The sequence below is a fragment of the Streptomyces genisteinicus genome, from assembly GCF_014489615.1.
Taxonomy (GTDB): domain Bacteria; phylum Actinomycetota; class Actinomycetes; order Streptomycetales; family Streptomycetaceae; genus Streptomyces; species Streptomyces genisteinicus.
In genome coordinates this window covers 73,223-90,942 of the sequence record NZ_CP060826.1, presented here as the reverse complement: position 1 = coordinate 90,942, position 17,720 = coordinate 73,223, and the positions used below count along the sequence as shown (strand labels likewise).

General features: G+C 74.2%; 16 protein-coding genes. 7 read left to right on the top strand and 9 right to left on the bottom strand.

The window, feature by feature from the left end:
* Nucleotides 1–12 precede the first annotated feature (12 nt).
* Nucleotides 13–939 (bottom strand): ArsR/SmtB family transcription factor, encoded by a 927-nt coding sequence (locus IAG43_RS32960; protein WP_187744974.1) that lies wholly within the window; start codon nt 937–939, stop codon nt 13–15.
* Between the two features lie 180 nt (nt 940–1,119).
* On the opposite strand from IAG43_RS32960, the gene IAG43_RS32955 reads away from it, so the two are divergent.
* Nucleotides 1,120–2,028, top strand: a complete 909-nt coding sequence (locus tag IAG43_RS32955) for an aldo/keto reductase (RefSeq protein WP_187744860.1) — start codon at nt 1,120–1,122, stop codon at nt 2,026–2,028.
* 92 nt (nt 2,029–2,120) lie between these two features.
* On the opposite strand, the gene IAG43_RS32950 is transcribed toward IAG43_RS32955, so the two are convergent.
* The 3 genes from IAG43_RS32950 to IAG43_RS32940 form a co-directional block, all read right to left on the bottom strand.
* Nucleotides 2,121–3,521 (bottom strand): carboxylesterase/lipase family protein, encoded by a 1,401-nt coding sequence (locus tag IAG43_RS32950; protein ID WP_187744859.1) that lies wholly within the window; start codon nt 3,519–3,521, stop codon nt 2,121–2,123.
* 116 nt (nt 3,522–3,637) lie between these two features.
* Complete coding sequence (locus tag IAG43_RS32945; RefSeq protein ID WP_246574830.1) at nt 3,638–4,543, bottom strand: alpha/beta hydrolase family protein; 906 nt, start codon at nt 4,541–4,543, stop codon at nt 3,638–3,640.
* Nucleotides 4,544–4,750: 207 nt separating this feature from the next.
* On the bottom strand, nt 4,751–5,584 hold the full coding sequence (locus tag IAG43_RS32940; RefSeq protein WP_187744858.1) for a PIG-L family deacetylase: 834 nt from the start codon (nt 5,582–5,584) through the stop codon (nt 4,751–4,753).
* 478 nt (nt 5,585–6,062) lie between these two features.
* On the opposite strand from IAG43_RS32940, the gene IAG43_RS32935 reads away from it, so the two are divergent.
* From IAG43_RS32935 to IAG43_RS32925, 3 genes are all read left to right on the top strand, one after another.
* Complete coding sequence (locus tag IAG43_RS32935) at nt 6,063–7,337, top strand: glucarate dehydratase family protein (RefSeq protein ID WP_187744857.1); 1,275 nt, start codon at nt 6,063–6,065, stop codon at nt 7,335–7,337.
* Nucleotides 7,338–7,484: 147 nt separating this feature from the next.
* Nucleotides 7,485–8,288, top strand: a complete 804-nt coding sequence (locus tag IAG43_RS32930; RefSeq protein WP_187744856.1) for a hypothetical protein — start codon at nt 7,485–7,487, stop codon at nt 8,286–8,288.
* Nucleotides 8,289–8,412: 124 nt separating this feature from the next.
* Nucleotides 8,413–9,258, top strand: a complete 846-nt coding sequence (locus IAG43_RS32925) for an MBL fold metallo-hydrolase (RefSeq protein WP_187744855.1) — start codon at nt 8,413–8,415, stop codon at nt 9,256–9,258.
* Nucleotides 9,259–9,336: 78 nt separating this feature from the next.
* Here the strand turns inward: IAG43_RS32925 and IAG43_RS32920 are convergent, their stop codons facing one another.
* Complete coding sequence (locus IAG43_RS32920) at nt 9,337–10,056, bottom strand: hypothetical protein (protein ID WP_187744854.1); 720 nt, start codon at nt 10,054–10,056, stop codon at nt 9,337–9,339.
* A 237-nt stretch (nt 10,057–10,293) separates the two neighbouring features.
* Between IAG43_RS32920 and IAG43_RS32915 the strand changes: the two genes are divergently transcribed.
* Nucleotides 10,294–11,520, top strand: coding sequence for a cation:proton antiporter domain-containing protein (locus tag IAG43_RS32915; RefSeq protein ID WP_246574829.1), 1,227 nt, complete (start codon nt 10,294–10,296; stop codon nt 11,518–11,520).
* Nucleotides 11,521–11,664: 144 nt separating this feature from the next.
* Here IAG43_RS32915 and IAG43_RS32910 read toward each other — a convergent pair whose 3' ends face one another.
* Nucleotides 11,665–12,927 (bottom strand): MFS transporter, encoded by a 1,263-nt coding sequence (locus IAG43_RS32910; RefSeq protein ID WP_187744853.1) that lies wholly within the window; start codon nt 12,925–12,927, stop codon nt 11,665–11,667.
* A 90-nt stretch (nt 12,928–13,017) separates the two neighbouring features.
* Between IAG43_RS32910 and IAG43_RS32905 the strand changes: the two genes are divergently transcribed.
* Nucleotides 13,018–13,662, top strand: coding sequence for a CGNR zinc finger domain-containing protein (locus tag IAG43_RS32905; protein WP_246574828.1), 645 nt, complete (start codon nt 13,018–13,020; stop codon nt 13,660–13,662).
* A 252-nt stretch (nt 13,663–13,914) separates the two neighbouring features.
* Here IAG43_RS32905 and IAG43_RS32900 read toward each other — a convergent pair whose 3' ends face one another.
* The 3 genes from IAG43_RS32900 to IAG43_RS32890 all read right to left on the bottom strand — a co-directional run bounded on the left by IAG43_RS32900 (nt 13,915) and on the right by IAG43_RS32890 (nt 16,449).
* Entirely contained in the window at nt 13,915–14,151 is a 237-nt protein-coding gene (locus IAG43_RS32900; RefSeq protein ID WP_187744852.1) for a hypothetical protein, read from the bottom strand.
* A gap of 152 nt (nt 14,152–14,303) precedes the next feature.
* Complete coding sequence (locus IAG43_RS32895; protein WP_187744851.1) at nt 14,304–15,431, bottom strand: fatty acid desaturase family protein; 1,128 nt, start codon at nt 15,429–15,431, stop codon at nt 14,304–14,306.
* 7 nt (nt 15,432–15,438) lie between these two features.
* Entirely contained in the window at nt 15,439–16,449 is a 1,011-nt protein-coding gene (locus tag IAG43_RS32890) for a ferredoxin reductase (RefSeq protein WP_187744970.1), read from the bottom strand.
* A 130-nt stretch (nt 16,450–16,579) separates the two neighbouring features.
* Here IAG43_RS32890 and IAG43_RS32885 point away from each other — a divergent pair, with 130 nt between their 5' ends.
* Entirely contained in the window at nt 16,580–17,719 is a 1,140-nt protein-coding gene (locus tag IAG43_RS32885) for a PucR family transcriptional regulator (RefSeq protein ID WP_187744850.1), read from the top strand.
* Nucleotide 17,720 lies beyond the last annotated feature (1 nt).

Sequence of the window (17,720 nt, the reverse complement as noted above, 5' to 3'; positions counted from 1 at the left end):
CCGTCGCAGGCCTCAGCCGGCCGCTGCGCCGAGGAGGGTCTCGGCGGCCGCGGTGCGGGCGTAGAGCACACAGCGGCCGGACCGGTGGGCGCTGACCAGACCCGCGCCGCGCAGCGCGGTGAGGCACTGCGACACGGCGGCCGGGGAGAGGCCGGTGCGGCGGGCCAGCCCGGTGGTGGAGGCCGGGGCCTCCAGCTCGATCAGCAGCAGGGTGCGGGAGCGGCCCAGGACCGGGGCGAGGGCGCCCGCTCCCGCGGCCGGCCGCCTCTCCCACAGGGCCCCGGTGCCCCGTGCCGGATAGGCGAGTTGCGGCGGTTCCGGCGGCCGTACCTGGGTGCGCGGACCGGGGCCGGTGAACACCGACGGGATCAGCAGCAGGCCCGTGCCCGCGGACCGGCGGGGCATGTCGCGCTTCCGGCGGACCAGCCGGAGCGTGTCGGCGTCCCACCTCACCGACGTGTGCAGGGAGTCGAAGAGGTGACCGGTGCCGTGCTCGGCCGCCGTACGGGCCCGGTGGAGGACGTCGGCGTCCAGCACGGCCCTGATCCGGGCCCAGTACGGGGCGAGCGCCAGCTCCCAGTACGCCTCGATCTCCTCGACGAGCCTCGGCAGCCGCGCCGCCGGGTCGGCGTGCAGGGCCGTCAGACGCGGGCCGAGGTGCCCCTGGTGGGCGGCGAGGTGGTCGAGGTCCCGGCGCACCCGGGCGGCGGGCGTGGCCGCGATCGCGTCCCGCTCCGCCGCGGGGCCGGGAGCCGGCCCCGCCGGGGCCGGGGTGAGGAAGTCGGGCACGTAGCCGCAGGGGCCGATCAGCTCGGCGAGCCATCCCCGGTCCAGGCCGGCGGCCAGCACACGCGGCCGCACCTGCGCGATCCAGGGGCCGTGCACCGGGTGCGCGGAGCCCGACGTCAGCAGCCGGAAGCCGGGGGCGACCTCCCACATCGGTGAGACGGCGAACCGCACCTGCGCCAGATCATGCGCCGAGAACGCCAGTTCCGCCACGCCCGCCACCCCTCCGCGGACCCCTCCGAGGACCCGTCCGCCACGCCGGCCGCCCTGCGGCGGATTCACTCATGCCCTAATCAATAGCCTGCCGGGCCCGGGTGCGGCGATCATCCCGCCATGACCTCACAGACGATCACCGCGGCGGCGTCGGGCACCTGGGAGCTCGGGGACCGCCCCGTGCACCGGATCGGCTTCGGCGCGATGCGCCTGCCCCAGCACGGCGAGGCGTTCGCGCCCGACGCCGTCCCGCGCGACCGCGGCCAGGCAATCGCCGTGCTGCGCCGGGCCGTCGAGCTCGGCGTGAACCACATCGACACCGCCGCGTTCTACTTCTCGCCGCTGCGCTGCGCCAACGAGCTGATCAGCCGTGCCCTCGCGCCCTACCCGGACGACCTCGTCATCGCCACCAAGGTCGGCCCCGGCCGGGACCCCTCGGGCGCCTGGCTGCCGCACGCCGGCCCGCGGCAGCTGCGCGGCCAGGTCGAGGAGAACCTGCGCCGGCTCGGCCGCGACCATCTCGACGTCGTGAACCTGCGCATCGTCGGCACCGACTCGATCGCCGACCGCTTCGGCGCGCTCGCCGAACTGCGCGACGCCGGACTCGTCCGGCACCTGGGCCTGTCCAACGTGCGCTCGCACCACCTCGCCGAGGCCCAGGCCATCGCACCCGTGGTCTGCGTCCAGAACATGTACGGCATCGGCGCGTCACCCGAGCAGGAGGAGATGCTGCGCGTCTGCGGGGAACAGGGCGTCGCGTTCGTGCCGTTCTACTCGATCGCCGGCAGCGGACGCGAATCCGGCGCGAGCGGCGAGGACGGCGGGACGGTGCGCACGATCGCCCGCGCCCACGGGGTGAGCACCGCCCAGCTCCGGCTGGCATGGACGCTGCACCGCGGCCGGCACGTCCTGGCCATCCCCGGCACCGGCGACCCCGGCCACCTCGCCCAGAACGTGGCCGCCGGCGCGCTGCGTCTCTCCGCGGACGAGGTCGCCGCCCTGGACTCCCTCCGCGGCGACAGCGCGTGAAGGACACCGCTGAACGAGAGTGACGGCACCGCCTCGACGACAGCCCGGCGGCCCGGCAGCCCGGTGGCCGGCCGCGCACCGGGGGCCCTCCGTCAGAGCCAGGCGCGGAGTTCCTCGTCCCTCGGGGCGAGGACCTGGCCGCCCCCGGGGTGGTCGAAGACCATGACGGGCCGCTCCGCGCTCCAGGGCGACCAGCCGGGCCGCCCGGTCGTGGCGAAGGCGACCCAGGCCCGGTGCATGGCGTCGGCCAGGGGCTGCGGGGCATCGGGCCCGGTCAGGTCCCCGGCGGCGCGCAGGGTGTCGAAGACGAAGCCGAGCTCCAGCGCGTGGCACGCGCCGAGCCCCAGCACGGGCGAGCGCCAGCGGAACTCGTAGACGAAGGTACGGGCGGGCCGGGCGTCGGCGAGGCGGTTGAGCGGTCCCCGGAGCAGCAGGTCCGTGGCCATCTCTCCCAGGATCTCGCCGGGGGCGGCGCCCGGCCGGGCGGCCCGGTACAGGCGGGCCACCCGCTGCGGGACACGGAACTTCAGCAGCGCCAGCCGCAGCGTGAGGCGGCCGATCCGGTCCACCGTCCCGCCGGGTACGAACCACAGCCGGTACTCCTCCCGGTTGCAGCCCAGCAGCAGATCGGCCTCGGGCAGCGGCGGGGCGGCGGGCACCGTGTCGCCGTCGGCCACGATGTGGAAGCCCGGACCGCCGCCGATGGGGTCGGACCCGCCGACGGCGGCGGCCTGGGCGTCCAGCAGCAGCTCCCGGTCCACCGCCGCGAACCTCTCGGCGGTGGCCGGGATCCGCAGCCTTTTCGCCATCGCCCGTACGGTCCGCGCCCCTTCGCGGCGGGACACCGTGTGCGGCGGTCCGCTCTGCAGGATCGCGCGGTGGAAGAGCCCGGCCGCGCGGGGGCTGGTCATGAGGGCGGCGACGCTGATCGCCCCGGCGGACTCCCCGCACACGGTGACGTTGGCCGGATCCCCGCCGAAGGCGGCGATGTTGTCGCGGACCCAGGTCAGCGCCGCGATCTGGTCGAGCAGCCCCCGGTTGCAGGGGGCGTCGGGGAAGACTCCGAACCCCTCGACGCCGAGACGGTAGTTGACGGACACGAGGACCACCCCGTCGCGGGCGAAGGCGCCTCCGTCGTAGAGCGGCACGTTCGCCGAGCCGTTGCGCAGGGAACCGCCGTGGATCCACACCATGACGGGCCGCCGGCCCTTGTCCGGCGCCGGGGTCCAGACGTTGAGGTTGAGGCAGCCGTCCCCGGGGACGGACGGGTCGGGTATCAGCCGGTCGAGGGGCGGACGGTAGGGGCGTTTGGGGGCGGTCGGCCCGTACTCCAGGGCGTCCCGCACACCGTCCCAGGGTTCGGCCGGGGCGGGGGCGCGGAAGCGGCGCGGGCCGAACGGCGGTGCGGCGTAGGGGATGCCGAGGAAGACGGCGATCCCGTCGCGGGAACGGCCTCGGACCGTGCCCTGCCGGGTGGTCGCGACGGGGTCCATGGGCGGGTCCTTCCGGTGCGGACGGGGGCCGGCCGCCCGTCCGCCGCCGGCCGCGGGAGCGGCGGGGCGGGCCGGGGACGCCGGCGGTCGGGGCGTACGGGATCTCGGGGCGCCGGTCACCGGCTCGCGAGGGCGTTGCGGCGGACGTCGGACCAGGTGCCGCCGTCGGCGCAGATCCCGCACCCGGGGCCGAGGAACTGCGCACGCGCCGCCCCGTCGCCCATCAGATGCGCCCTGAACCAGGCGGTGGTGGGCGCGGCGAAGGGGCCGGGAGCGCCGACCACCGTGAAGTGGTCGGCTCCCCGCAGCTCGCCGTAGACGGCCGGAATGTGGTCGGCGTCGTCGTAGAACGCCCTGACCAGGAAGGGGAGGACGATGCTGTCCCGCTGCCCGGCCATGAGGAACGCGGGCACGTCCACGCCGTCGATGTCGGCGAGCGGCCCGGGCTGGATGGGCAGGACGGTGTCGATACGCGGATCGGCACCGACGACGATGGCCGCGGCGCCGCCCTGCGAGTGACCGGACGCGCCGATGTGCTCCAGGTCGACGGCGTCGTGGAAGGGGCTGCCGGGGTCGGCGTCACGTCGGCTGAGCAGGTCGATCCCGGCGCGCATGGAAATGCCAGGGTTGGACTGCGGGGTGTTGGCGGCGGCGACGACGAAGCCGTGGCTGGCCCAGTGGAGCAGCAGGTCGCGGTAGACGACCGGGAAGGCGAAGGTGCCGTTCCCCCACACGATGACCGGGTGGCGGCGGTCGCTGCTCGCGATGTCGCGCGGGTAGTACAGGGTGGTCACCGCCCCGACCTCCACCGCGGTCGCGTAGGGGCCGGGGGCACCGTAGTCGGCAGCGGCAGCGGCAGCGGCAGTGGCAGTGGCGGAGGCCGTCGCAGGGGCCGGGGCCGCTGCCCGGGCCGTCGCGGCGCCTGCGCCGGCGGAAGCGGCGGGCGCCGCCGCTCCCGCTCCGGCGGCAGCCGTCAGCAGGAGGAGCGAGGCCAGGGGCACGAGCAGTTTTCTCCAGAGCACAGCGGACTCCCGACGTCGTCGCGGTGGGCCGGATGCTCCACCCGGCCCACGCCTTGTCTGCTCGCTGATCCTGGAGCACACGACGGGACCCGTCTCTGCGCAACCGCGGCAAGCAACGGCGGCGCTGTTCGTGCAACCTGCCGGTGGACCGCCGGGGCCGGTCCGGACCGGGCCCGGTCCGAACCGGGGCCCGCTCCGGACGGCGGGTCAGCGCAGACCGGCGAAGAGGTCGTTCTCGGGGACGGCCGCGCCGGTGGTGTCCTGGACGCGGAGGAACGTCTCCACGCCCATCAGTTCGCCGAACCTCTCCCGCCCCATCTTGAGGAACACGATGTTCTCGCCCTGACTGGCGTGCGCGGCGAGCGCGTCGAACTTCTGCCCGCTGAACGCGGTGGTGTCCACCCAGGTGGTGATCTCGTCGTCCGGCAGCCCGATCTCGGCCATCGCGGCCGCCTCCGCGGGGTCCGGCTCCGGCATGTCCGGATGGAACTCGCGCATGAGCTCGCCGAACCGCCGCACCCCCGAGCGGGGCATCGTGGTCCAGTACACCTTGGGCGTCAGCCCGGTCGTCTCCAGGGCCGCCATGGTGATGCGGTGGGCCTGGATGTGGTCGGGGTGGCCGTAGAAGCCGTTCTCGTCGTAGGTGACGACCACGTCGGGCCGGTAGTGCAGCATGAGCTCCGCGAGCCGGGCCGCGCCCTCCGCCACGGGTGTCCGCCAGAACGACCCCGGGGCGTCGTTGCTGGGCCAGCCCATCATCCCGGAGTCGGCGTAGTCCAGCGTCTCCAGATCGCTGATCTTCAGGACGTCACGGCTGGCCGCGAGCTCCTGACGGCGCATCAGGGCGACGGCCGCCGGGTCGTGCCCGGGGTCGCCGGGCTTGACGCCGCCCGGCCCGTCGCCGCAGCCGCCGTCGGTACAGGTCACGAGGACCGTGCGGATGCCTTCCGCCGCATACCGCGCGAGCACCCCTCCGGTCCCGGTGGCCTCGTCGTCCGGGTGGGCGTGCACGGCCATGAGAGTCAGGGGCCGGTCGTTCATCAAGCAGTCCTCCTGGGACACGTACGTCGTGGTTGCGCCGGTCGGCCGGCGCGCGCCGGTCCGGTCCGGGGCACCCGGTTCCTCGGGGCGGACGCCCTCGCGGTCCACCGGGTTCCCCGCCCGTGCGGCGCCGGCCGTCCGGTCGGTGCAACCGTCCCGTCCCGGCCCGCTGTTCCCGCCGCGGCAGCCCGTTCCGGCCGTTCCGCCCGGCAGCAGGCCGGATCCCGCCGCCGCTCCGGCAGGGCCGTCCGCAGGCGCGGCGCGGCGGGCTCCCGGGCGCCACGGGCTCCTTGACCTCACCGAGACCGGCGGCCTAAGTTTCACACGTTCGCGTTCTTGACGTGTATTCATGTACATGAACTCGAACGTGAGTCCGTACGCAAACGCCCGAGGCCGCAGGCCCCCGGGTGTCCGGTTCCCCCGCCACGCCTTCCGGTCATCCGGACACCGCCACCCCTCCCACGGAGGCAGCACACCGATGAGCGACAGCATCACGATCACCCGTATCGACATCACGCCGGTCGCCTTCAAGGACCCCGCCCTGCTGAACGCGGTCGGCGTCCACGAACCGTACGCGCTGCGCGCCGTCGTCGAGGTGAGCACGGACCAGGGTCTGACCGGTCTCGGCGAGACCTACGCCGACGAGGGGCACCTGCGCAGGCTGCGCGCGGCCGCGGACGCGATCACGGGCACGGACGTCCACGCGCTGGGCCGGATGCGGCAGGCGGTCGCCCTGGCCCTGGGCGAGGAGCGCGGCAGCGACGGCCACGGACTGACCGGCATGATCACGACGAGCGGCACGCTCGACCGGGTCTTCTCCCCGTTCGAGGTGGCGTGCCTCGACATCCAGGCCCGCGCGGCCGGCCGCCCGGTGTGCGACCTCCTCGGCGGCGCCGTCCGCGACCGGGTCCCCTTCAGCGCCTACCTCTTCTACAAGTGGGCCGGGCACCCCGGAGGCACCCCCGACGACTGGGGCCCCGCGCTCGACCCGGAGGGCATCGTCGCCCAGGCGCGGCGCATGGTGGACACGTACGGGTTCACCGCCGTCAAGCTCAAGGGCGGAGTGATGCCGCCCCGGCAGGAGGTGGACGCGGTCCTCGCCCTGCGCGAGGCGTTCCCCGGCGTCCCGCTGCGCCTCGACCCGAACGCGGCCTGGACGGTGGAGACATCGCTGACGGTGGCCCGTGAACTCGAGGGCGTCCTCGAATACCTGGAGGACCCCACACCGGGCCAGGAGGGCATGGCCCGCGTCGCCCGCGAGGCGGCCATGCCGCTGGCGACCAACATGTGCGTGGTCGGCTTCGACGAACTGCCCGCGGCGGTGCGCCGCGACGCCGTCCAGGTCGTCCTCTCCGACCACCACTACTGGGGCGGCCTCCAGCGCTCCCGGCTGCTCGCCGGGATCTGCGACACCTTCGGCATGGGGCTGTCGATGCACTCCAACTCCCACCTCGGCATCAGCCTGGCGGCCATGACCCACCTCGGCGCCGCCACCGAGAACCTGACCTACGCCTGCGACACCCACTGGCCCTGGAAGGACCCCGCGGAGGACGTCGTCGCCCCCGGGGCGCTCGGCTTCCGCGACGGCTCCGTCGCCGTGCCCGCCGGCCCCGGACTGGGCGTCGAGCTGGACCGGGACGCCCTCGCCCGCCTGCACGAGCAGTACCTGGCGTGCGGCCTGCGCAACCGCGACGACACCGGCTACATGCGCAGCATCGACCCCGCCTACGAGAAGCTGACACCGCGCTGGTGAGCGCGGGCCCGGTTCCGGCGCCGGAGCGGCGGGGAAGGGCCCCCGCCGCAGGCGGCGACACCGGTGCGACGGGGCGCCGGGCCCGCTGGTAGCCTCACGCTCTTCGCCGGGGCGCCCCCGCGCGGAGTCCTCCCGGCAGGTCCTCCCGTGTCCGACCTCACCGACAGCACCGACCCGTACGCGGCGTGGCACCACGCGCTCGCCGAAGCCGACCGGGTCTTCGCCTCGCCCCCGTCTCTCGACAGACCCGTCGGCGGCTGCGCTCGCTGCACGCCGGCGGCCGAACTCCTCCTCCTCGCCGGTGATCCCGCGTCCGTTCCCGACGACGTCCTCGGACACTTCCTGCGCGAGGTGGCCGAACACTGGGACGCGGACCAGTACCCCGTGCTGTGGCGCCGGCTCCTGCCCCGGGCGCTGCGCCACTGGGGACCCGGCGGGCAGAGCGCGGAGCCTGCGCCGGAGATCGGCCGCCTGAGCCCCGACGGAGCCGCGTACGCCCGCTGGCCCGCGGCGGAACGCGCCGCGGTGGACGGCGCTCTGCGCGCGCTCCTCGCTCTCGCCCTGGCCGACGGCAGGCCCGCGGGGGACGTACTCGATCTGCTGGAAGGCATGGCGCACGCCACCGGCACGGCTGAGCCATGGCTCGCCCACCTCGCCTCATGCTCCGGGCCGGCGGCGGACGCGGGCCTCGTCCGCCTCGCCCTCGGGTGGTCCGCCGATCTCCTCTGGGAGGACCTGGGCTTCGCCTGGTGGTACGACGGCGATCCGTCGGAGATCGCCGGCTGGCTCCTCACACAACGCCCCCGCATCGCGTCGTTCGCGGCCCGCCACCCGCGCTGCAAGACCGCTGCGGACGCCCTCGCCGGTCTCGATCACCTGCGCGCGGGCGCCCCCTACAGCCCGTGGGCGTACCCGCACGCGGGCAACCTGCTCCTGCGCACGTCCTGGTGACGCGGCGGCTTCGACGCCGCGAAGCGTCGGCCCGGAGCCGGGCGGCCGGCTCCGCGTGGGCCCGCCACCCGCCTCAGGCCCACGCCCGCTCTGCTGCCGTGCCCGGCGTGGCATGATCACGCCCATGGCTTCTCCCGTTCCCCGGCTGCGGATCGGCTCGACCGAGATCATCGCCCTCTTCGACGCCGAGGGCCCCTTCTTCTCCCCGCGCGCCGAGGCCTTCCCGGGCGCGACCGCCGACGAGTGGGCCGACGCCGACCGCTACGACCCCGGCGCGGTCGACGCCGAGGGCCGCTGGCGGCTCCCGTTCCGCGCGTACGCGATCCGCGACGACAAGGGCCTCACCGTCGTGGACGCCGGGATCGGCCCGGCGGACGGCCCGGCCCGCGCATGGGCGCCCGTACCCGGCGTTCTCCCCGCCTCGCTCGCCGCGGCGGGCATCGACCCGGCCGAGGTCGACACCGTGGTGCTCACCCACCTCCACACCGACCACGTCGGGTGGGCGGTCGTCTCGGAGGAGGCCGTCCCCCCGCGGCCCGGCGAGGCCCGGGGCGTCGGACTCCGCCCCTACTTCCCGAACGCCGAATACCTGCTCCAGCGAGCCGAGTCCGAGGCGATCGACGCGCTGAACCCGCAGCTCCGCGAGACCCTCACCGATCCACTCGCCGCCGCCGGCCGGCTCCGCCTCCTCGACGGGGACACACCGCTGCGCACCGGCCGGGCGGTCGCCACACCCGGGCACACGCCGGGACACCAGAGCGTGCTGGTCTCCGACGGGCGCGAGGCCGCCCTCGTCACCGGAGACCTCCTGGTGCACGCGCTCCAACTGCTGCACCCCGCCGTCGCCTACGCGCACGAGACCGACCCCGCGGCGGCCCGGCGGTCGAGGGAACGCATGCTGTCCCACGCCGCCGGCACCACCGTGCACCTGGCGACCGGGCATCTGACGGAGCCCTTCCACACGGTGTGACCACGGCGCGGCCAGACCGCGCCCCGCGACTCCGTCTCCCTGACCGCGCGCCCCGCACGGTCTTCGGCGGGAACCGGCTCACGAGGGCTCGGCGAGCCAGTCACCGGGGAGCGAGAGGCGTACCGAATGCAGCGCCGAGGCCGTCCGGCCCACGGCCCACAGCCATGCGCCGGCATCCTCCCGCACCAGTGCGTCCGGCGAGGCGAACCACCGGACCACGCATCCCTCGACGGCCCACATCGGGTACTCGGGCAACGCCAGACGCCGGAATCCGGGAGGTTCCCCGACGGCCTCGGACTCCGCGAGGGGGCGATTGTCCGAGAGCGGCTCCTGGTGGGCGAAGAGGGATTCGGAGAGCACCATCTCGATGCACGCGGTCGAGAACCGGTCGAGGAAGGGCCTCCAGGCGTCCGATGCGCCGTCCGCGCGCCGGAAGACCACGGGTGGATCGTCGTCCGCCAGGTGCTCCCGCCGGACCGCCCACTCGGCGACCCCCTGGTTCTCCACCCGGAATACCAGAGCACCGTCGTCGATCTGGAGGTGCTCCAAGGGAAGCAGGCAGTCCTGAACACTCGTCAGGTCCGCCCGGCGTCCCACCAGCGCGTACGCCTCCCACAAGGCCGTCGGCAGCGGCGACCGCAGGCGGTGCTCCGCCTCGGTGAGCTCCTCGAACCCGAAGCCGTCGCCCGCGCGGACGGGCTCCCGCCAGTGCGCGGCGAACCGCTCGACGAACCTCCAGGCATCCGCCCGCCCCGCAACGGCCGCCAGCTCGGCGGCGACGTCGAACCCCTCGGTCATACGCGCGAGGCTAGCCCCACAGCTCGGCCCCGCCCCCCGCCCCCTGCCTCCAACCGTCGGTCGCGCCCACCGCACCCATCCCGCCGCCACCTCACCCACCCGGCGCCACACCCCGACGTCCGGCACCGCACGGGGCCGTTCGGGCGCGGACCGGATCGCCCGTCGGCGTGCTCCCCGGGGGCGGCACGCCCGCGGCACTACCGTGCCTGCGTCACCCGCTCCCGCCCGAAAGCGCCGATGCCGTTGCTCGCCGTCACCGTCATCACGGCCGTGCTGCTCGCCTGGTGCGTCCTGTCGCACCGGCTCGCCCGCTGGAGCATCACCGCACCGATCGCCATGCTCGCTGCCGGGATCGCCCTCACCAGCGGCTCGGACCCGGCCCTCGTCTTCGACTTCGGCGACATGGCCGGCTTCGAGCACGCGGTCGAAGTCGTCCTCGCCCTGCTGCTCTTCGTCGACGCTACCGAGGTCCCCGCGGGAGCCATCCGGCGCGAGCGCCGCGTCGTGGCCCGCCTGCTGGGGGGCGCGCTGCCCCTCACCCTGGCCGCCGCCTTCCTGACGGCGCTCGCCTTCTTCCCCGACCGGCCCGGCTGGATTCTGGCGGTGCTGGCCACCGTCGTCGTGCCCCTGGACCTGGCACCCGCCGCCGCCGTGGTGCGCGACCACCGCATCCCGGCCCGGCTCCGCGAAGTGCTCAACGTCGAGGGCGGACTCAACGACGGCATCCTCTCGCCGGTGTTCCTGCTCTGCGTGGCCGCCGCCTCGGAGGTCCACACGGCGGGCGACGACTACGCCGAGGCGGTCCTCGACGCCGTCGGCGCGGCGGCCTGGGCGCTCGGCGCCGGCTCGTTCGTCGGCTACGGGGCCGGATGGCTGCTCCGCCGCTCCTGGGCGAAGGGCTGGGCGCAGCCGGCGGCGATGCGCCTCGGCGTGCTGAGCGTGCCCGTCGCCGCGTACACCCTGTCGTCGGCCCTCGGCGGCAACGGCTTCGTGGCGTCCTTCGTGGCCGGCGTCTGCATCGCCCCGGCGATGCGTCACATGCCGGAGAACGCCGTGGAGATGACCGACGACCTGGTCACCCTCCTCACGCTCGCGCTCTGGTTCCTCTTCGGGCAGATCGTCAACGACGAGTTCTGGGACGGCTTCCACCTCTCGGTCGTCCTCTACGCCCTGCTCGCCGTCAGCCTGGTGCGGATCGTGCCCGTCCTGCTCGTCCTCGTCGGCACGGACCTGTCCCTGACCGACCGGCTGTTCCTCGGCTGGATGGGGCCCAGGGGAGTGACCTCGGTGGTCTTCGGGCTGCTCGCCGCCCTCGAGCTGCGCGGCGCGAGCGGGGGCGACTTCATCTCCCGCGTCATGGTCGTCACGGTCATGGTCAGCATCGTCCTCCACGGCCTGAGCGCCGAACCCCTGGCCCGCCGCTACGCCCGCACCCGGCCCGCCGCACCGGCCGCGCGGCCCTGACGGCCATGACGGCCCTGACCACGACCGGGCCCGTCGCGACGGGCCCGGTCGGGTGCCCGGCGGACGGCCGCCGGACGGAGCGGCCGCAGACCTCCGGGCACGCACGCATGCACGCACGCGCGGGCGGGCGGCCCGTGCCAGCCGTCAGCGGGAGCCGGTGCGCAGCGGGCGAGGCGGTGCGGTGCGGGCCTCGGCGTCGCGCAGGCGACCGGTGGTGACCCGGGAGGCGAGGGGGATCGCTGCGAGGGCGAGTCCGACGGCCGCGGCGACGAAGGTGGCACGGATTCCCAGGCCGCGGGCCAGCAGGCCGCCGCCGAGCGCTCCGAGGGGGACGACACCGAGGACGATCAGACGGTACGCGGCGGTGACACGGCCGAGGAGTTCGTCGGGAACCGCCGCTTGGCGCAGCGTGCTGACCACGATCTGGTTCAGCGAGGTGGCCAGAGCGGCGACGAACAGGGCGACCAGCGCGAGGACGATGCTGCTCCCCAGGCCGAGGACGGCGTAGCCGGCGGCCGGGGCGAGGGCCGCGAGCCAGGTCGTGGGGCCGCCGCCGATACGGGGCACGACGCGGGCGGCGAGCAGCGAGCCGGCGATCGCGCCGGCCGCGGGCACCGCGATGAACAGGCCGTAGCCCGACATGCCCAGCCGGTACGGGCCGGTGATCAGCAGGACGAGGAGTCCGCCGGTGGCCGCGCCGAAGAAGTTGATCGCCGCCGAGATGAACGCGACACGGCGCAGCAGGTCGTGGTGCCAGAAGTGGGCCCATCCGGAGCGGATGTCCTGGCCCATGGTCGACGGCTCCGAGCGGTGCTGCCCCCGGTCGTCGCCGTGCGGGCGCAGCGCGGGCAGCAGCAGGGCCGCCAGACCGGCGAGGGCGAACGCGGCCGCGCCGGTCCAGAAGGCCGCCGATGCCGTCAGCGCGAACAACGCCGCCCCGGCGGGCGGGCCGACGAACGTGTTGACGGCGGACTGTGTCGCGAAGAGCCTGCCGTTGGCGCGCTCCAGCTCCTCGCGGGGCAGGAGGCGGGGCGGTATCGCCAGGGCGGCGTTGTCGACCATCGTCTCCGCGCAGCCGGCGACGAACACCGCGGCGTAGAGAAGCGCGACATGCTGCCAGCCGTTGGTCAGGGCGAGCGCGAGCAGCGCGAACCCCGCCGCCCGCAGCCCGTTGCCGACGACGAGGATCCGGCGCCTGTCCGTGCGGTCGGCGATCGCGCCGCTGGGAAGCGTCGCGAGCAGCCAGGGCAGGAACTGCGCCACCGTTATGCCCGCCACCAGGAGCGGGTCACGGGTCAGCGTGGCGACGAGCAGGGGCGCCGCCGCCTGCAGCACACCGTCGGCGAGGTTCGATGAGGCCTGGGACGTCCACAGCGCGGTGAACGGTCTGAAGGCGGCGATGGGCACGATCGTCCTCCCGGATCAGTTCTCATGGGTGAAGCGCTGATCGGGCATGATGCCAAGAAGATCACCTCACATGCCATAATGGTTTTGCCTGTGAGAGATGATCCGGAGAGCGCGCGTGCGCCCCGCCGGCGGGAGGAGCTGATGGTGAGGTTCGGCCACATCGCGGGTGACCGCATGCTCGACCTGGTGAACACCGTCGCCTGGCGGCTCGGCGGAGCCGAGCGCAGCGAGTGTCTGACGTCCTTCGCCGACGTCGTGGCCTGGTGCGTCGAGTCCGGTCTGACCGGCGCGGACGAGGCCGCGGTCCTGCTCGACCTCGCCGCCCGCGACGGCGCCCGCGCCGAGCGGGAGCGGGAACAGGTCGTCGCGGCGCGCGAGAAGGTCTACCGCCTCCTCTTCGACGACGACCCCGAGGCGGCCGCGGACCTGGCGGCCATGTACCGGGCGGCGATCGCCGACGCCGACCTGGCCCGTGCGGACGGCCGCTGGCAGTGGCGGGACCGGGAGACCGACCTCGGCCTGCCCCGCCGGCGCATCGTCCGCGGGCTCCTCGCGCTCACCCAGCGCGACGACCTCGACCGCCTCCACCAGTGCGAGGACGCCGCATGCGGATGGGTCTACCTGGACACGTCACCGCGGCGCAACCGCCGCTGGTGCAGCACGAAGGACTGCGGCGACCGCAACCGCTCCCGCGCCTACTACGCCCGGCAGAAGGCGAAGACGGGCCGGCCCTGATCCGCCCGTCCTGAACTGCCGGTCCTGAACCGCCGGCCCTCATCCGTCCGCTCCTGCTCCTCACGGCGCCGGTCGCCGCCCGCGCAGGGCCCCACCCTTCCGCACGGCCCGCCGGACCCCGCCCGCGCAGGACCCCGGCTGCCGAACCACCCCGCAGGCCGGACCCCGCCCGCCGGACCCCGCCGGCACGGGCGCGCGGCGGACGGCCCGGTCCCGCTCACCCGGCGGACGGTCCCGGCACGCGTGGCGGACTCACTGCGGAGTCCAGGTGTACTTGTTCCCCCCGACCCACCGCACCTCGTCCAGATCGTCGAGGTCGTGGATCGGGATGCCCGCCTCCGAGGCGACCTCCAGCACGTCGGTCATGGACATCGCTCTGCCGACGAACTCTCCGTCGACCTCCACGATGCGAAACGGCGGGTCGCCCGGCTGCACACCGAGTACGGTGACGCGCGCCGCGGAGACATGAGGGGGGAATCCTTCGGTCATGCCGCGACGCTTGCACGCCGGAGCCCGCGGAGGGCAGACAACACGCCCGGAAACCCCCTGACCGGAGCGGGTCACCGCTCCGTGGCGCACCGTGCCGCACCCGGAGCGGCCCCGCCCCGCACCCGGAGCGACCACCGCCCCGCCGCCGGCGCTCAGGCCGCGACGAGCTCCCGCTCCGGCTCGCGGTCCGGCGTCCCGGCCGCCCCGGTCCTCCGGTTCGGCAGCGAGAGCCGGAAGACCTTGCGCCACGCGGAGAACACCTGCTTGGGCAGAGGCCCGGAGACGTACTCCAGCTCGTACTTCTCGAACAGCGCGCGCACCCTCACCGCGACCTCGGCGTACCGGTTGCTCGGCAGGTCCGGGAAGAGGTGGTGCTCGATCTGGTGCGACAGGTTGCCCGTCATGAAGTGCATGGCCCTGCTGCCGCTGATGTTCGCCGAGCCCATCATCTGGCGCAGGTACCACTGGCCGCGCGTCTCGCCCTCGATCGACCGGCGCTCGAAGACCTGCACGCCCTCCGGGAAGTGCCCGCACATGATCACCGAGTGGGACCAGATGTTGCGGACCACGTTCGCGGTGAACGTGGCGGCCAGCGTCGGGAGGAACGACGGCCCGGACAGCAGCGGGTGGACCACGTAGTCCTTCAGCACCTGCTTGCGGATCTTGCGGCCCACGGCCCTGGCCCGCGCGCGGAACTCCGGGTCCTTGCGGCGCTGCTTGCTCAGGTTCTTGCCGAGCTCCAGGTCGTACGCGGCGATCCCGTACTCGAAGAAGCAGGCGTTGACGAAGTTCCACAGCGGCTGGCCGAGGTGGACCGGGTGCCACCGCTGGTCCTCGTCGACGCGCATGATGCCGTAGCCCAGGTCGTTGTCCTTGCCGAGCACGTTGGTGTACGTGTGGTGCAGCTCGTTGTGCGAGTGCTTCCACTGCGCCGCCGGCGAGACGTGGTCCCACTCCCAGGTCGTGGAGTGGATCTTCGGGTCCCGCATCCAGTCCCACTGCCCGTGCAGGATGTTGTGGCCGATCTCCATGTTGTCCATGATCTTCGCCACGGACAGACCGGCGGTGCCGATCACCCACGCGGGCGGGAAGAGCGAGAACAGCAGCACGCCCCGGCTGACGAGTTCGAGCTTGCGCTGCGCCGAGATGACCTTGCGGATGTACGCGGCGTCCTTCTCGCCGCGGCCGGCGATCACCTCGTCGCGGATCGCGTCCAGCTCGCGGCCGAGCTCCTCGATCTGCTCCGCGGTCAGATGGGCGGTGGGGTCGATGGCGGTCACGGTGCTCCTACCGTTCGATGTCGCAGGGGCCCGCCGCGGCGGACACACAGGTCTGGATGAGGACGCCCGGCTCGGCCTCCGTGATCTCGCCGGTGCGCAGGTCGCGGACGGCGCCCGCCTTGAGCGGCGTGACACAGCCGAAGCAGATGCCCATACGGCACCCGGAGGGCATGAGCACGCCCGCCTCCTCGCCCACGTCCAGCAGCGGCGTCGCGCCGTCCGCGCAGACGGTCCTGCCCGTGGCGCTGAACGTGACCTCGCCGCCGGTGCCGGCGACGACGACACCGGGACGGAAGCGTTCGGTGTGCAGCCGCTCCGCGACGCCGTGCCTGCTCCAGTGCTCCTCGGCGGCGTCGAGCAGGCCCGTCGGCCCGCACGCCCAGGTCTCGCGCTCGGCCCAGTCGGGCACGAGGTCCCCGAGGCGGGCGACGTCCAGCACACCGTCCGTGGCGGTGTGCACCTCGGTGAGCCGCAGCTTCCCGTCCGCGACCAGGCGGTGCAGTTCGCGGCGGAAGATCACGTCGTGCGGGCGCGGCGCGCAGTGGACCATGACGGCGTCGTCGAACCCGGTGTCGCGCAGCATGCCCATGACGGGCGTGATGCCGCTGCCCGCCGTCAGGTAGAGCACCTTGGCGGGCTTGACCGGCGGCAGCACGAAGTCGCCGGTCGCCTGGTCGAGCCGGATCATCGTGCCCGGCTTCACCCTGCGGACCAGATGGTTGCTGACCTTGCCGTCCGGGATCGCCTTCACGGTGATCGTGACGCGGCCGTCCCGGCGGTCCGCCGGGGAGGTGAGGGAGTAGGCGCGCCACAGACGCACCCCGTCGACGTCGACGCCGACCCGCACGTACTGGCCGGCCCGGTGGCCGCGCCAGCCCCGCCCCGGTCTGATCACGACGGTCGCGGCGTCACCCGTCTCGGGGTGCACGGCCTCGATGCGCCCGCGCAGGTCCGCGCCCGCACGCAGCGGGCTGATCAGGTCGAGGTAGTCCGACGGCAGCAGCGGCGTCGTGACCATCTCCAGCAGTTTCCACGCCCCGCCGCGCAGGGCCGCACTCGTCATGACTCCAGCTTGCTGCGCCCCAGGGCGTAAAGTCCTGACCGCAGGACGTGAATCTGGTCGTCCACATTGTTCGCAGGGAACAAAAATGAACCATGCCATCCGGAGGGCCAGCGAACTGGCCCTGGACGAGACAACGGTCACAGCACTCCGGGCCGAGCTGAAGGCCACCGCCGACGAGATCGTCCAGGCGATCATCGACGAGGTCCCGCCGTACGCCAACGCCCTCTCCGGCCGCATGGGCGGCACCATCAGGCGGGCCGTCCGCACCGCCCTGGGACACTATCTGGACCTCGCCAGCGGGGCCGCCACGGGCGGCGACGGCGGTGACGCGGCCTACGAGCTGGGGCGCGGCGAGGTCCGCGACGGCCGTTCCATGGACGCCCTGCTCAGCGCCTACCGCGTCGGCGCCCGCGTCGCCTGGCGGTGCCTCGCCGCGGGTGCCGTGCCCGCGGGTCTGCCCGCCGCCGAGGTCGCCAAGTTCGCCGAGCTGACCTTCGCCTACATCGACGAGCTCTCCGCCGCGAGCGCCGCGGGCCACGCCGACGAACTGGCCGCCCGGGGCAGGGCCCACGAGCTCCACCTGGAGCACCTGGCCCGAGACCTCCTCGCCGGTGCGAGCCCTGACGTGCTGCTCGCCTCCGCCCAGCGCGCCGGGTGGCAGCCACCGGTCTCACTGACCGCCGTGCTGCTGCCCGCCGCCCAGGCCCGGCCCGCCTACCGCACGCTCGACCCGAGCACCCTCGTCCTCGACGATCTGCCGGATGCCACCGGTGTGCTGCTCGTTCCCGACGCGGACCGGTCACATCTGCTGCGGCAGCTGACCGACCGCACCGCCGTGGTCGGCCCGGCCCGGCCGTGGACGCGCGCGTCCTCCTCGTACGCGCGTGCCGTACGCGCGCGCTCCTCCTCCTCCGACATCCGCGACACCGAGGACCATCTGCCCGCGCTCGTGCTGAGCGCCGACGTGGAGGCCTTCGCGGACCTGCGTGCCAGGGCCCTCGCACCCCTGCGGGCCCTGCCGTCCGCGACCGCACGGCGGCTGGAGGACACGTTGCGGGAGTGGCTGCTGCACCAGGGCAGGCGGGAGGAGGTGGCCGCGGCGCTGTTCGTCCATCCCCAGACGGTCAGATACCGGATGTCGCAGCTGCGGGAGCTGTTCCCGGATCTCGCGTCGCCGCAGCGGGTCCTCGAACTCACGCTGGCGGTCGGCCTGCGGACTGCCTGAC